At 65.0% G+C, this 15,392-nt stretch carries 8 protein-coding genes; all 8 read left to right on the top strand.

Annotated elements, in window-relative coordinates; all coding sequences use genetic code 11:
* The first annotated feature begins 2 nt into the window (after positions 1 to 2).
* The 8 genes from atpD to K6G35_RS15825 all read left to right on the top strand — a co-directional run bounded on the left by atpD (position 3) and on the right by K6G35_RS15825 (position 15,284).
* Positions 3 to 1,406 (top strand): F0F1 ATP synthase subunit beta, encoded by a 1,404-nt coding sequence (atpD, locus tag K6G35_RS15860; protein WP_008650157.1) that lies wholly within the window; start codon positions 3 to 5, stop codon positions 1,404 to 1,406.
* Positions 1,407 to 1,544: 138 nt separating this feature from the next.
* Positions 1,545 to 1,961 carry a F0F1 ATP synthase subunit epsilon gene (locus tag K6G35_RS15855; RefSeq protein ID WP_008650156.1) on the top strand — a complete coding sequence of 139 codons (417 nt, stop codon included), beginning with the start codon at positions 1,545 to 1,547 and terminating at the stop codon, positions 1,959 to 1,961.
* 722 nt (positions 1,962 to 2,683) lie between these two features.
* Positions 2,684 to 3,640 carry an alpha/beta hydrolase gene (locus tag K6G35_RS15850; RefSeq protein ID WP_495675924.1) on the top strand — a complete coding sequence of 319 codons (957 nt, stop codon included), beginning with the start codon at positions 2,684 to 2,686 and terminating at the stop codon, positions 3,638 to 3,640.
* Between the two features lie 115 nt (positions 3,641 to 3,755).
* The gene (gene hemE, locus K6G35_RS15845) at positions 3,756 to 4,859 is read left to right on the top strand and encodes a uroporphyrinogen decarboxylase (protein ID WP_008650152.1); all 1,104 of its coding nucleotides are present in this window, start codon (positions 3,756 to 3,758) and stop codon (positions 4,857 to 4,859) included.
* 501 nt (positions 4,860 to 5,360) lie between these two features.
* Positions 5,361 to 7,655 (top strand): primosomal protein N', encoded by a 2,295-nt coding sequence (locus K6G35_RS15840; RefSeq protein WP_495675923.1) that lies wholly within the window; start codon positions 5,361 to 5,363, stop codon positions 7,653 to 7,655.
* Between the two features lie 197 nt (positions 7,656 to 7,852).
* Positions 7,853 to 11,815 carry a trifunctional transcriptional regulator/proline dehydrogenase/L-glutamate gamma-semialdehyde dehydrogenase gene (gene putA / locus K6G35_RS15835; RefSeq protein ID WP_495675922.1) on the top strand — a complete coding sequence of 1,321 codons (3,963 nt, stop codon included), beginning with the start codon at positions 7,853 to 7,855 and terminating at the stop codon, positions 11,813 to 11,815.
* A gap of 154 nt (positions 11,816 to 11,969) precedes the next feature.
* Positions 11,970 to 13,121: a branched-chain amino acid ABC transporter substrate-binding protein gene (locus K6G35_RS15830; RefSeq protein WP_008647384.1), complete on the top strand. Its 1,152-nt coding sequence runs from the start codon at positions 11,970 to 11,972 to the stop codon at positions 13,119 to 13,121.
* 201 nt (positions 13,122 to 13,322) lie between these two features.
* Positions 13,323 to 15,284, top strand: coding sequence for a hypothetical protein (locus K6G35_RS15825; protein WP_035884405.1), 1,962 nt, complete (start codon positions 13,323 to 13,325; stop codon positions 15,282 to 15,284).
* The last annotated feature ends 108 nt before the right edge of the window (positions 15,285 to 15,392 follow it).

The raw sequence follows: 15,392 nt of genomic DNA, 5'->3' as shown, positions 1-15,392 counted from the left end.
AAATGAGTATCGGAAATATTGTGCAGTGCATTGGCGCCGTGGTGGACATCGAGTTCCCGCGCGACGCAATGCCGAAGGTGTACGACGCACTCGTGCTCGAAGAGGGCAACGACAAGTCGTTCGCCGAGAAGGGTCTGACCTTCGAAGTGCAGCAACAGCTCGGCGACGGCGTGGTGCGTACCATTGCCCTGGGCTCGTCGGACGGCCTGCGCCGTGGCATGTCGGTGAAGGGCACCGGTGCCCCCATCTCCGTGCCGGTTGGCCACGGCACGCTGGGTCGCATCATGGACGTGCTGGGTCGCCCGATCGACGAAGCTGGTCCGATCGAAGCTGACGAAAAGCGCGCGATTCACCAGAAGGCACCGAAGTTCGACGAACTGTCGCCGTCGGTTGACCTGCTGGAAACGGGTATCAAGGTTATCGACCTGGTATGCCCGTTCGCGAAGGGCGGTAAGGTGGGTCTGTTCGGTGGCGCCGGTGTGGGCAAGACCGTGAACATGATGGAACTCATCAACAACATCGCCAAGCAGCACAGCGGTCTGTCGGTGTTTGCCGGCGTGGGCGAGCGTACCCGTGAAGGGAACGACTTCTACCACGAAATGAAGGACTCGAACGTGCTCGACAAGGTGGCCATGGTGTTCGGCCAGATGAACGAGCCGCCGGGCAACCGTCTGCGCGTGGCGCTGACCGGCCTGACGATGGCCGAGCGCTTCCGTGACGAAGGCCGTGACATCCTGTTCTTCGTCGACAACATCTACCGCTACACGCTGGCCGGTACCGAAGTGTCGGCACTGCTGGGCCGTATGCCTTCCGCCGTGGGCTATCAGCCGACGCTGGCTGAAGAAATGGGCAAGCTGCAGGAGCGTATTACGTCGACCAAGACTGGCTCGATCACGTCGATCCAGGCCGTGTACGTGCCTGCGGATGACTTGACCGACCCGTCGCCGGCTACCACGTTCCTGCACCTGGACTCGACCGTCGTGCTGTCGCGTGACATCGCCGCGCTGGGTATCTACCCTGCCGTCGACCCGCTCGACTCGACCTCGCGCCAGCTGGATCCGCAAGTCGTGGGTACGGAACACTACGAAGTGGCCCGCCGCGTTCAGCAGACCCTGCAGCGCTACAAGGAACTGCGCGACATCATCGCGATTCTGGGCATGGACGAACTGTCGCCGGAAGACAAGCTCTCCGTGTCGCGTGCGCGTAAGATCCAGCGTTTCCTGTCCCAGCCGTTCCACGTGGCCGAAGTGTTCACGGGTTCGCCGGGCAAGTACGTGCCGCTGAAGGAAACCATCCGTGGTTTCAAGATGCTGGTGGATGGCGAGTGCGATCACCTGCCCGAGCAGGCGTTCTACATGGTTGGCTCGATCGACGAAGCCTTCGAGAAGGCCAAGAAGCTTCAGTAAGCAGCGTCTTTCGCCTTCATGCGCCGTTGCGGCTGTCCTGGCGAAGTCAGCCGGTGTACGTGGCAGCCGCGAGCATGAGGGCGAGACACATGCTTCCTGATTTCGGGAAGCCAACGCTTTCTGAAGAAAGGATCAAATATGGCAACCATTCTTGTAGACGTCGTCAGCGCGGAAGCGTCGATCTTCTCCGGTCAGGCGAAGTTCGTGGCGCTGCCGGGCGAGTCGGGTGAACTGGGTATCCTGCCGGGTCACACGCCGCTGATTACCCGCATCCAGCCGGGCGCGGTGCGCATCGAGAAGGAAGACGGCGGCGAAGAGTTCGTGTTCGTTGCCGGCGGCATTCTCGAAGTGCAGCCCCAGCACGTCACTGTGCTGGCCGATACCGCGATTCGCGGTACGGATCTGGATGAGGCCAAGGCTAGCGAAGCCAAGCGCGCGGCCGAGGAATTGCTGCAGAATCAGAGCAGCGATCTGGATCTGGCGCGTGCCCAGAGCGAACTGGCCGTGGCCGCTGCGCAGCTTGCTGCAATCGCCCGCCTGCGTCGTAAGAAGTAAGCATTTAAGTCGTACCGCCGCGCTGTTGTATTTTTGGCGCGGCACTAAAAAAGGCAGCCCGCGGGCTGCCTTTTTTTTCTGACGGGCGCTATATTTCGTGGCCTGGACCACAAAAAAAAGCGCGCGGGCCGGGGAGGCTCCGCGCGGACGGGAAAATCCCTTCGAGGGGTCAATTCGAAGGAACGGGTACGGTCCAGGCTACTCTTACACGCGCATCGGAGTGTTCTCTCCGCAACATGCGCACCGGTCTTCCTGGTTTTCCGGATCAACCAGCAACATCTGCTGGGCTGGTCCGGATAAATCTGGTCACTACCTGAGGGGCTTTCTTCAGCGCCCCATATTTTCAATGCTTTAGCGGCGGGGGGCGCCTCACACCAAGCATCGGTCTGTCAATGCATTGTGGGGGAAACTTCTGGCCATGGCAGTAACAAAATGTATCGTTTTGCAAGTAGTTGAAAGGCGGCCGCGTATGGATACGTCGTTCTGAACACTTTCTGGCTTGCTTGAAAGCGTTTTCATCGCGTGTTCCGTCATAATGTGCGCCAGGAAGTGCAAAAACGAAGACTTGCTAGTGTCTTGAATGCATTACGTTTTCTGCCCATTAATAGGCCGTGTTCCCCACATTCGGGGGATAAGAAAAATCGGGTTTCCGATTTTGTGTTCGGCAGCGCATTCAGCGTTACGATTCGAAACGGTTAGCAAAGCGATTTTCGAAGTTTCCGATGGCCATCGACCCCCAGCTACTCAGCTATTACCGCCAGATGGCGGACCTGTACTCCAACGAACCCATTCCCGAGGATGCCGCAGCGCGGCGCTCGCGCTTCGAGGATGTGGCCGCACGCTCGCGTCTGCCGGACCCCGAGGAGATCTCCGTAACCGACCTCGCGATCCCGGTGGACGGCGCGGCGTTGACGGTGCGCTTGTTCAGGCCCGCCAGTGTTGAGCAGCCTCGACTGATTGTCTATTTCCACGGTGGTGGCTGGGTCGTCGGCTCGCCGGAAACGCATCACACGGTGGCGGCGCTGCTGGCAGCCGACACCCAGTGCGTCGTCGCCAGTGTCGACTACAGGCTGGCCCCGGAATACGCGTTTCCAACCCCTTGTGACGATGCGGTGGCAGCCGTGCAATGGCTCGCTGCATCGCGCGAGTCGCTTGGCGTGCATCCAGATTTTCTCGCCGTGGCTGGCGACAGCGCAGGCGCGCATCTGGCTGCGGCAGCGGCCCGGGTCGTCAACGAGCAGCGCCGTGCGCATATCGTCCAGGCGCAGTTGCTGATCTACCCCGTGGCCGCGCCATTGCTCACGACCGAGAGCTATCGCGCGTTCGCGAACGGGCCTGGTCTCACCCGCGACGAGATGGCGTGGTACTGGACGCAATTCATCGGCGCCGAAGAACTAGCCAAGGGCGCCGAGCAGGACGATCCCCGGATCCATTTGATGGCATCGCCGCCCGCCATGTTGCCCCCCGCCAGCGTGGTGCTTGTGGCGGCCAATGACGTGCTGCGTGATGACGGCCTGGCCTACGCCAACTTCCTCGTGCGCCACGATGCACCGGTGATCACGATCGAGGCGTCAGGTATGACACATGGCTTTGCGCGTCTGCAACCGGATGCGCCACGTGCGCGGGAGTGGATGCGCCGAGCCGCCGATGCGTTCACAGGTGTGTTCGACGACCTATGAGGTCCTCGGTGACGCTCTGAGGCCCGATCCAGCGCAAGCATTCGTGTGGATATCACTCGCCATGGGGCTTGCGGGTGCGGGCATCCCTTAGAATGTCGGTCTCACGAGGATGACCATGACCGCATTGCAGAACGACACCTTCCTGCGGGCGCTGCGCCGGCAACCCACTGAATATACGCCCCTCTGGCTCATGCGCCAGGCGGGTCGCTACCTGCCCGAGTACAACGCCACGCGCGCGCGCGCCGGCAGCTTCCTCGGCCTGGCCAAGAACCCGGCCTACGCCACCGAGGTGACGCTGCAGCCGCTCGACCGCTATCCGCTCGACGCCGCGATCCTCTTTTCGGACATCCTCACCGTACCCGATGCGATGGGCCTCGGCCTGTCGTTCGCGCAGGGCGAAGGCCCGCGTTTCGCGCATCCGCTGCGCACGGAAGCCGACGTGGCGAAGCTCGCGGTGCCGGACATGGCCTCGCTGCAGTACGTGTTCGATGCGGTCAGCGAAATCCGCAAGGCGTTGGTGCAGGACGGCCGTCAGCGTGTGCCGCTGATCGGCTTCTCGGGCAGCCCGTGGACGCTGGCCTGCTATATGGTCGAAGGTGGCGGCTCGGACGACTTCCGCACCGTCAAGGCGATGATGTACGCCCGGCCCGACCTGATGCATCGCATTCTCGACATCAATGCCACCGCCGTGTCCGCGTACCTCAACGCGCAGATCGAAGCCGGGGCCCAGGCCGTGATGGTTTTCGACACCTGGGGCGGCGCGCTGGCGGATGGCATGTATCAGGCCTTCTCGCTCGCGTACATGCGCAAGGTACTTCAGGGCCTCAAGCGCGAGCACGACGGCCAGCAGATCCCGGTGATCGTATTCACCAAAGGCGGCGGCATCTGGCTCGAGGAAATCGCCGGGATTGGCCCGGATGCGATCGGGCTCGACTGGACCGTGAACCTGGCGAAAGCCCGCCGTCGGACCGAAGGCCGCGTGGCACTGCAAGGCAATATCGACCCGACCGTGCTGTTCGCGTCCGAATCGGCCATCCGCGAACAGGTACGGGGCGTGCTCGACTCCTACGCATCCGCCGGTGGCAGCGATGGACACGTCTTCAACCTCGGCCACGGCATTTCGCAGTTCACGCCGCCCGAGAACGTTTCGGTCCTGGTTGACGAAGTGCACAACCATAGCCGCAAGCTGCGCGCCGGGCAGGTTGCAGCGGCCGTCTGAAACAGGCGTTTTCCCCGCGGCGCAGCGATTCGCCGACCCGACTGCGCCGCTGTGTCGCAGTCGGCGCTATCGATAAGCTGTCAAGTAAACTATTTGCGATATTTCGCCAAAAAGGTGCCGGGCGGTTGCTGTCAAGGCTTGACTTATGCACACCGATAGGTTTGCCGCACCGCAAGACGGGGTAACCCCTTAACTCAGTTGGGGGGTGTTTGCAACCCATTGATTCATAAGGCTTTGAATCTTTCTTTAAGAACCGTGTAAGGTCGATGAAAGCCTTGATTCATGGGCCTTGCGGGGAACTCGGCGCGACTTTTCAACAAAGTTATCCACAGGCGTGACAGATACCTTGGAAAAGCCACCAAGGATCATCGACTTAGGGTCACATTTCAGGTTTTACTTTAAGTTGATGTTGCGCCGCACACAGACCCGTTCGGAAAATCCTGTTACGCCAGCCATGCACAACCATCGCGCAGCCGGACTGCACCACGCTGGAGCTGGTCAATGACATCGGCGGCGGCGCCTGTGGATACTGCGTTACAGCCCGCATCCGCTGAGGCTGCGGCGGGCCTCGTGCGCGTCGCATTGGATACCCCCGCTGACGACTACTTCGACTATCTGGCGGATGCCACGGTGATGCCGGGCGAGCTCGTGGTCGTGCCATTTGGCAAGCGCCATGTCATGGGGGTCGTGCTCGATCGACCCGACAACACCGAGGTACCCGCAGACCGCCTGAGGCCGGTGACGGGCCATCTGACGTGGATGCCCCCGCTCAACGCCGCGTGGATCGGCCTCGCGCGTTTTGCCGCGCGGTACTACCACCGCTGCCTGGGCGAAGTGATGCTGCCCGCGCTGCCGCCGTCGCTGCGCGATCCGCAGACCTGGGAACGGCTGGAACACCGCGCACAAACCACGCAGTACCGGGTACACCCGGCGCAGTCAGAAGCCTTGCTGGCGGCAGCGCCGTCGCGCGCGCGAACCGTGCGGGCGCTGGCTGAAGCATTGATTGCGGCACCTGACGGGCTGCGCCTTGCTGAAGCCCGCGAGATTTGCACGGCGGCCCCGGCACGGCTGGCCGAGTGGGAGGCCGCCGGCTGTATCCAAAGCACCCATGCGGACCGTCCGCTACTCGATACGGCCCCCACGCAACTGCCATCTGTCGCCCCGACGCTCCATGACGAGCAGCGTGCGGCCGTGGATGCCATCACCGACGCCGAAGGCTATGCCGCCTTCCTGCTCCACGGGGTGACCGGCAGCGGCAAGACGGAGGTCTATCTCCACGCCATCGCCGCCCGATTGGACGAGGACCCAGCCGCCCAGGTACTGATGCTGGTCCCTGAGATCAACCTCACGCCCCAACTGCAGGCGCGTATCGCCGAGCGCTTTCCTGACCAGCCACTGGCCGTCCTTCACAGTGGACTGGCCGATCAGGAACGCAGCCTCCAGTGGCTGGCGGCGCATCGCGGCGAGGCGCGTATCGTGCTCGGCACACGCATGGCCGTCATGGCATCCGTGCCGAACCTGAAGCTGATCGTGGTCGATGAAGAGCACGACACTTCCTACAAGCAACAGGAAGGCCTGCGGTACTCTGCACGCGATTTGGCCGTGTGGCGTGCCAACCAGTTGGGTATCCCGGTAGTGCTCGGCTCGGCCACGCCGTCCATGGAGTCCTGGTACCGGGCAGAGCAGGGCGCCTATCGCAAGCTGGTGCTGCGGGATCGTGCTCAGGCGGATGCCGCGCTGCCCACGGTCAGGCTGATCGACCTGAACCATGAACGCCAGCGTCAGCGCACGCTCTATGAAGGGTTGTCGGTGCCGCTGCTCGATGCCATCCAGCAGCGGCTGGATCGGGGGCAGCAGAGCCTGTTGTTCCTGAACCGGCGGGGCTACGCGCCAGTGCTGGCCTGCGACAGTTGCGGCTGGCTCTCGGGCTGCCCGCGATGCTCGGCGTACCTGGTGCTGCATCGCCCGGAGCGGCGGTTGCGCTGCCACCATTGCGGGCTCGAGGCGCCCGTGCCACATCATTGCCCCGACTGCGGCAATGTCGACATCGCGCCGCTCGGCCGGGGTACGCAGCGGATCGAGGAAGCGCTGGCCGCACGTTTTCCACAGGCACGCATCGCCCGGATCGACGCGGACTCCACGCGGCGCAAGGGCAGTGCGCAGGCCATGCTCGACGAGGTCCATGCCGGCGAGGTCGACATCCTTGTGGGTACGCAGATGGTGGCCAAGGGGCACGACTTCCAGCGTGTCACGCTGGTGGGCATCGTCCACCCTGATGCCGCCATGTTCAGCCACGATTTCCGCGCGGCCGAGCACCTGTTTGCGTCCCTGATGCAGGTGTCGGGCCGCGCCGGCAGGGCAGGGCTGGGCGGCGAGGTGCTGATCCAGACCCGCTACCCAGATGCCCCCGCATTGCAGGCTTTGGTTCGCCATGACTATGATGGATTCGCAGCCAGCCAGTTGCGAGAGCGCCGGCAGGCCGGGTTGCCCCCGTATGCCTACCAGGTGCTGGTGACGGCCGAGCACGCGCAGCTCGAGCGCGCGCTTGCCTTCCTGCAGGCCGCTCGCGCGTGCGCGGATGCCAGTCCGCTGGCATCCGAAGTGCAACTGCATGACCCGGTGCCGATGTCGATGGTGCGCCTGTTCAACAAGGAGCGCGCCCAGATGCTCGTCGAAGCCGGCTCCCGCCCGTTATTACAACGGTTTGTCAGTGAGTGGGTACGGACTTTCGATGATGCCGCGACGCGTGTCAAAGGGGTGCGTTGGCAATTGGAAATCGATCCGCTACGCATTTGAGCGGAGCAGTCGCCACGCCGGAAAGTTGCGAAAGTGCAACCTTTTGTCCGCAAGCGAGCTTAGGGGTTGCACTAGGTTGCACCTCGTAATTCTCCGAGAGTAAGATCGCGCCAGTCCGGCTATCTGGCGGGTACGCACACGCGCGTATCGCCGGTGCAGCCAACCGATATTCCAAGATTCGCTGGAGAACCGATCGCATGGCCACCACCACCCTCGGCGTCAAGCTCGACGACGCATCGCGCGAACGCCTGAAGCGCGTTGCTCAGTCCATCGACCGCACCCCGCACTGGCTGATCAAGCAGGCCATCTTCACGTACCTGGAGCAGGTGGAACGCGGCCATCTGCCTCATGAAGCTGGCGCCGGCGCCACTGCAGATACCGACGGCGCCGATGCCGGCGACGCGACGCAGGCCGACGCCGCGCCGCAACCTTTCCTCGAATTTGCGCAGAGCGTCCAGCCGCAGTCGGTCCTGCGCGCGGCCATCACGTCCGCCTACCGCCGTCCGGAAACCGAATGTGTGCCGGTGCTGCTGGAGCAGGCGCGCCTGCCGCAGGCGCAGGCCGATGCCGCCATCAAGATGGCCCGAGCCCTGGCGGCCCGGCTGCGCGAGCAGAAAGTCGGCAGCGGACGCGAGGGGCTGGTGCAGGGGCTGATCCAGGAGTTTTCGTTGTCGTCGCAGGAAGGCGTGGCGCTGATGTGCCTGGCCGAAGCGCTGCTGCGCATCCCCGACAAGGCCACGCGCGATGCGCTGATCCGCGACAAGATCAGTGGCGCCAACTGGCAATCGCATCTGGGGCAGAGCCCGTCGCTGTTCGTCAACGCTGCTACCTGGGGCCTGCTGCTGACCGGCCGGCTGGTGGCCACGCATACCGAAGCCGGACTGTCGAAGGCGCTGACGCGCATCATCGGCAAGGGCGGCGAGCCGCTGATCCGCAAGGGCGTGGATATGGCGATGCGCCTGATGGGCGAGCAGTTCGTGACTGGCGAAACGATCTCCGAGGCGCTGGCCAACGCGCGCAAGTACGAGGAAGAGGGCTTCCGTTACTCGTATGACATGCTCGGCGAAGCCGCGATGACCGAGGCCGATGCCCAGCGCTACCTGGCGTCCTACGAGCAGGCGATCCACGCGATCGGGCAGGCTTCGCGCGGCCGCGGCATCTATGAAGGCCCGGGCATCTCGATCAAGCTATCGGCGCTGCACCCGCGCTATAGCCGCGCGCAGCACGAGCGCGTGATCACCGAACTCTACGGTCGTCTGAAGAGCCTGACGATGCTGGCCCGCCAGTACGACATCGGTATCAATATCGACGCCGAGGAAGCGGATCGCCTGGAAATCTCGCTCGACCTGCTTGAGCGGCTCTGCTTCGAGCCGGAGCTGGCCGGTTGGAACGGCATCGGCTTCGTGGTGCAGGGCTATCAGAAGCGCTGCCCATTCGTGATCGATTATCTGATCGACCTGGCGCGCCGTAGCCGGCACCGCCTGATGATCCGCCTGGTCAAGGGCGCGTACTGGGATAGCGAGATCAAGCGCGCCCAGGTCGACGGCCTGGAGGGCTACCCGGTCTACACGCGCAAGGTCTACACCGATGTGTCGTATGTGGCCTGCGCCCGCAAGCTGCTGTCGGTGCCCGACGCGATTTATCCACAGTTCGCCACCCACAACGCCCACACGCTGTCGGCCATCTACCAGATCGCCGGCCAGAACTATTACCCCGGGCAGTACGAATTCCAGTGCCTGCACGGCATGGGCGAGCCGCTGTACGACCAGGTGGTGGGCCCGGTGGCGGACGGCAAGTTCAATCGGCCGTGCCGGATCTACGCGCCGGTCGGCACCCACGAAACGCTGCTGGCGTACCTGGTGCGCCGCCTGCTGGAGAACGGCGCCAACACCTCGTTCGTGAACCGGATCGCCGACGAGACGATCGCGCTCGACGATCTCGTCGCCGACCCGGTGGCCGTGGTCGAAACCATGCACAAGACCGAGGGCGTGCTTGGCCTGCCGCATCCGCGTATCCCGCAGCCGCGCGCGCTGTATGGCAAGTCGCGCGCCAATTCGGCCGGCATCGACCTGTCGAACGAACATCGGTTGGCGTCGCTGTCGTCCGCGCTGCTGGCCGGCACCAGCGAGACGCCGCGCGCGGAACCGCTGCTCGGCGCCGCAGTGGCGGGTACGGATGCCACGTCCGAGCCGGTGCTGAATCCGGCGGATCGTCGCGACGTAGTGGGGCAGGTCAGCGAGGCAACGCCGGCTGAGATCGAAGCCGCGCTTGTGGCCGCCGTCAATGTAGCGCCGATCTGGCAGGCCACGCCGCCCGAAGTGCGTGCCGCCGCGCTGGAACGCGCCGCCGATCTGATGGAAGCCCAGATGCAGTCGCTGATGGGCATCATCATGCGCGAGGCCGGCAAGACGTTTTCGAACGCCATCGCCGAAGTGCGGGAGGCGGTCGACTTCCTGCGCTACTACGCGGTGCAGGTCCGCGCGTCGTTCTCGAACGATACCCATCGCCCCCTTGGTCCGGTGGTCTGCATCAGCCCGTGGAATTTCCCGCTGGCGATCTTCACCGGCCAGGTGGCCGCCGCGCTGGCAGCCGGGAATCCGGTGCTGGCCAAGCCGGCAGAACAGACGCCGCTGATTGCCGCAGCCGCCGTGCGCCTGCTGCGCGACGCTGGCGTGCCCGCAGCCGCGGTGCAATTGCTGCCGGGCCGGGGCGAAACCGTCGGCGCGGCGCTGGTGGGCGACGCCCGGGTCAAGGGCGTGATGTTCACCGGCTCGACCGAAGTTGCCCGCCTGCTGCAGCGCAACGTGGCGAGCCGTCTCGATGCCGCCGGCCGTCCGATTCCGCTGATCGCCGAGACGGGCGGGCAGAACGCGATGATCGTCGATTCCTCGGCGCTGGCCGAGCAGGTGGTGGGCGACGTGGTGACTTCGGCCTTCGATTCGGCCGGCCAGCGCTGTTCGGCGCTGCGCGTGCTGTGCCTGCAGGAGGACGTGGCCGACCGCATCCTGGAGATGCTCAAGGGAGCGATGGGTGAATTGACGCTGGGCAACCCGGATCGCCTGTCCACTGACGTTGGTCCTGTGATCGACGAGGAAGCGCGCGGCAATATCCTGCGCCATATCGACGCGATGCGGGCCAAGGGCCGTCGTGTGCACCAGGCCGACCCGGGCGCGGCGGACACGCCGGCCTGCCGCCATGGCACGTTCGTGCCGCCGACGCTGATCGAACTCGATTCGATCGCGGAGCTGAAGCGGGAGGTATTCGGTCCGGTGTTGCATGTGGTGCGCTTCCCGCGTACCGCGCTGGACAAGCTGATCGACCAGATCAATGGCACCGGGTATGGCCTGACGCTCGGCGTCCACACGCGGATCGACGAGACGATCGCGCACATCGTCGACCGCGCGGATGTGGGCAATCTCTATGTGAACCGGAATGTCGTCGGCGCCGTGGTGGGCGTGCAGCCATTCGGTGGCGAGGGGCTGTCCGGCACGGGGCCGAAGGCGGGGGGGCCACTCTATCTGCACCGGCTGCTGTCGGTCTGCCCGCAGGATGCCGTGGCGCGCGCCGTGCGTGCGTCAGATGCGACCGGTGGCGTGGCCGCCGCGCCGGCGTCGGCCGAACTGGCCGCGCTGAAGGCCTGGGCGCAGGTGTCGCTGCCCGAGGTTGCCGAGGCCTGCGACCGCCTTGCCGCGGCATCGCCGTCGGGGCTCGGTGTGACGCTGCCGGGTCCTACCGGCGAGCGCAACACCTACTCGCTGCTACCGCGCGAGCGTGTGCTTTGCCTCGCCCAGCAGGAGTCCGATCTGGTGCTGCAACTGGCCGCCGTGCTGGCCGTCGGCAGCGAGGCGTTGTGCGTTGACACAGCGCAGACCAGGGCCCTGTCTGAAAGGCTTCCCGCCGCAGTACAATCGCGCGTCCACATGGTTTCCGACTGGACGTCGACGGATACGGCGTTCGATGCCGTGCTGCACCACGGCGATTCCGACCAGCTTCGCACGGTCTGCGAGCAGGTGGCCACCCGCACTGGTCCGATTGTCGGCGTGCAGGGTCTTGCGCATGGTGAACCGAATATCGCTCTGGAGCGTTTGTTGATCGAACGTTCGCTGTCCGTCAATACGGCGGCCGCGGGCGGCAATGCAAGTTTGATGACGATCGGCTGAGGCAGGCCTCGACCGTGGCGCGTCGCAGTGCGCGGCGGGGGCCGGCGATCCCGACCCCGTCGCAACCCAGGAACGGACCGGTGCTGCCAACGCCGGTCCGCGAACATGCCGACACCGGCACCATATGGCACCCTATGGGACCCAAGGAGAACTGATGAGCTCGACATTCCGCAAGACGGCGATGACCGTTGCCATGGCCGTAGCCGGCCTGACCGCCGCCTCGGCCGCATTTGCCCAGGCGCAGGAAATCAAGCTGGGCTTTGCCGGCCCGATGACCGGTGGCCAGGCGCAGTATGGCAAGGACATGCAGAACGGTATCGTCCTCGCCATCGAGGACATGAACGCCACCAAGCCCAAGATTGGCGGCAAGGACGTCAAGTTCGTGCTGGTCTCCGAGGACGACCAGGCCGACCCGAAGACCGGTTCCGTCGTGGCGCAGAAGCTCGTGGACGCGGGCATCCAGGGCATGCTCGGCCACTTCAATTCGGGCACCAGCATCCCGGCGTCGATGGTCTACAACCGCGCTGGCATTCCGCAGATCGCCATGGCCACGGCGCCTGAGTACACCCGCCAGGGCTTCAAGACCACGTTCCGCATGATGACGTCCGACACCCAGCAGGGTTCGGTGATCGGCGCCTTCGTGGTGAAGAAGCTCGGCGCCAAGAACATCGCCATCGTCGATGACCGCACGGCCTACGGCCAGGGTCTGGCCGACGAGTTCGAGAAGGCGGCCAAGGCCGCTGGCGGCAAGATCGTCCGCCGCGAGTTCACGAACGACAAGGCCGTGGACTTCAAGGCCGTGCTGACCAACATCAAGCGCGCCAACCCGGACATCATCTTCTACGGCGGCGCCGAGACGCAGTCGGCCCCGATGGCCAAGCAGGTGAAGGAACTGGGCATGAAGGCGCCGCTGGTGTCGGGCGAAATGTCCAAGACCGACAACTTCCTGAAGCTGGCCGGCCCGGCAGCCGATGGCACCGTGGTGTCGCTGGCCGGCCTGCCGCTGGACCAGATGCCGGGTGGCGTGGCCTATGAGAAGAAGTACGAGAAGCGCTTCGGCTCGAAGGTGCAGACCTACTCGCCGTATGCCTATGACGGCGCCACCGCGATGATGACGGCCATGATCAAGGCCGGCTCGGCCGATCCGGCGCGCTACCTGCCGGTGCTGGCTGCGACCAACATGCAGGGCGTGACCACCAAGACGCTGGCCTACGATGCCCGCGGCGACCTGAAGGACGGCGGCATCACCGTCTACAAGGTGGCTGACGGCAAGTGGACCGTGCTGCAGACCGTGGGCGGCAAGTAAGCCAGCCTGCATCGGCGCGCCGGACGGCTTTCCTCCGTCCAGCGCGCCGCGCAGTACCAGACGCCACCCGGGCCCGGCCCGTGGTGGCGTTTTTTGTTGGGCGGCGGGAACCAGCCCGAAACCCCCGCTGTTCTTTCCCGGGTGATTCCCGCGGTTAGCGCATAATTCCGCTTTTGCTGAATTCTTGAGAAGGAACCGACCGTGCAGGATGTCCGTTACGAGCACGCGATCGCGCTAGCCAATGCCGGGCGCCACGACGAGGCGCTGCAGGTGGCCGACCAGCTCTGGGAGGCACACCCTGAGGTGGTGGACTATGCAGCGCTGCGCGCGCAACTGCATGCCGATCGCGACGATGTGCCTGGCGCGCTGGCCGCGCTGGACGAGGCGATGGAACGCCTGCCTTCGCTGTCGCTGGCGCCAGTGCACCGCTGGGCGTCACGTGGCGCGCTGGCCCATATCTACGGCACGCTGCTGATGCGCGAAGGGCGTGATACCGAGGCGCAGCCGTGGATGCATGAAGCGGCGCGCCGCAACGGGCTGGCCACTGGCGAGTGGGCGGCGCATTTCTATGCCGGCTTCGTCGCGCTTCGCCTCAATGACTTCGCCCTCGCGGGCCGTTATTGGCACGATCTGCTCTATCGCGCGCCGGACCTTGGCGCGGGTGACATTCTCCCGCTGGTGCAGGACTACGTGGCGCGTTGCGATGCCGCCGGGCAACTGGGGGAGCCGCTGCTGCGCGTCTGCCTGGGACGTATCGCGCTGGATTCCCCCGAGCTGCTCGATCTGACGCCGCCCGAGGGCGATGCGCTCGCTGCCGTGCAGGCCGAACGGGTGCTGGCCGAGCAAGCCGACCACCCCGAGGCACGCCGTTTGCGCGCGCCACTGCGTCTGGGCAGTGATCCGGCGGGTGCGCTCGATGACATGGATACCTATCTGCGTCAGGAGGCCGATCCGCTGACACAGGTACGCGTGTTGACCTTGCGCAACCAGATCAACGCGGCCGCACCGGCCAATGCGCCTGCGCCGCAACCGGCATGGACCGGCTTCGCGCTGACGGCGGACGCCGACGACGGCGCGCTGTATTTCCATGCGGCCAGCGCGCTCGGTGCCTTCATCGACGAGGTGCCGGCGTCGCAGGCCACGCTCAGGCCGCTGCTCGAGGCCGCCTGCCGCAAGGGCCTGGCCTGCTTTGAGTCGTACTTTTCCACAGGCGAAGGCGACCCGCGCGGCCACGGCGGCAATGCCGATCCTCATCTCTACTCGTTGCTGTGCCGTCTGCTGGCGCGTTTGCTGCCTGCCGACGAGGCGCATCTGGAGGAAAAGCTGGCGTTGCACCGCAAGGGTATGGCGGCGAGCGATTTCATCGACCACTGGATCGACCTGCTCGACACCCACGCGGCGGCAGGCCAGCATCAGCAGGTGGTCGACCTGGCCGGCGAGGTCATGAACCGCTACCCGGTGGAACGCAATCCCGGCAATGTGAGCTGGGTGTTCAGCCGTCTGGTGGCGGCCTGGGCGGCGATTGGCGGCCGCGAGGCTACCGAGTCTGCCAGCGCGGCCATCTCGCATATGGATGCGCGTCTTGACGCGCTGCCGGTGGAAGCGCGCAGCGAGGGCGCCCATGCCATGGCGCACGCTCGCGCCCACTATGCCGGGCTGCTCCAGTCCGGCATGGCGGCGATGGACGAACATGATCGAGCCGATGCGCGCGCCGAACTCGAAGCGCTGGAGCGCCGCTCGATGCTGGTCGAAGACGCGTGGCTATGCAGTCGGTTCGGCCAGATCTGGCGTGACCTTGGCGACAACGACCGCGCGCTGCCGCTGCTGGAGCAAGCCGTGCAGCTTGGCGAGGGCGAGGGCGATGGCCGGGGCCAGGCTCAGGCACGCGTGCAGCGGGCTGCGTTGCTAGTCGACCTGGCGCGCTTTCCTGAAGCGCTGACCGATTTTCAGCTTGCATTCGCCGCGCGGGACGACTGGGATGCCCGAACCTGGCTGACGGCGGTACGGGCCGCCGTAGGCATGGCGCAGCGCGAAACGGCGCTTGCCTGGTTCGAAAAGGCCCGCGCGCTCGAGGGCGACAAGGGTGCCACCCGGGGCCTTTTCGCGCAGGTGGAAGCCGGCCTGAAGTCGACGCGCCCCAAATGGAAGGTCTGGGGCGTGTGAGCCTATTCTGAATTTGCCAACCCCGGGAAAACGCCATCTGCGAAGATGGCGTTTTTTAATGGCAGAAGCCGAAAGTTACAAGCGCATTAAAAGAAGCGTCGGACAACA

It is taken from the genome of Cupriavidus sp. HY129, from assembly GCF_059492215.1.
The sequence above is the reverse complement of the archived record's forward strand: the minus strand, read 5'-3'. Positions and strand labels throughout refer to the sequence as shown.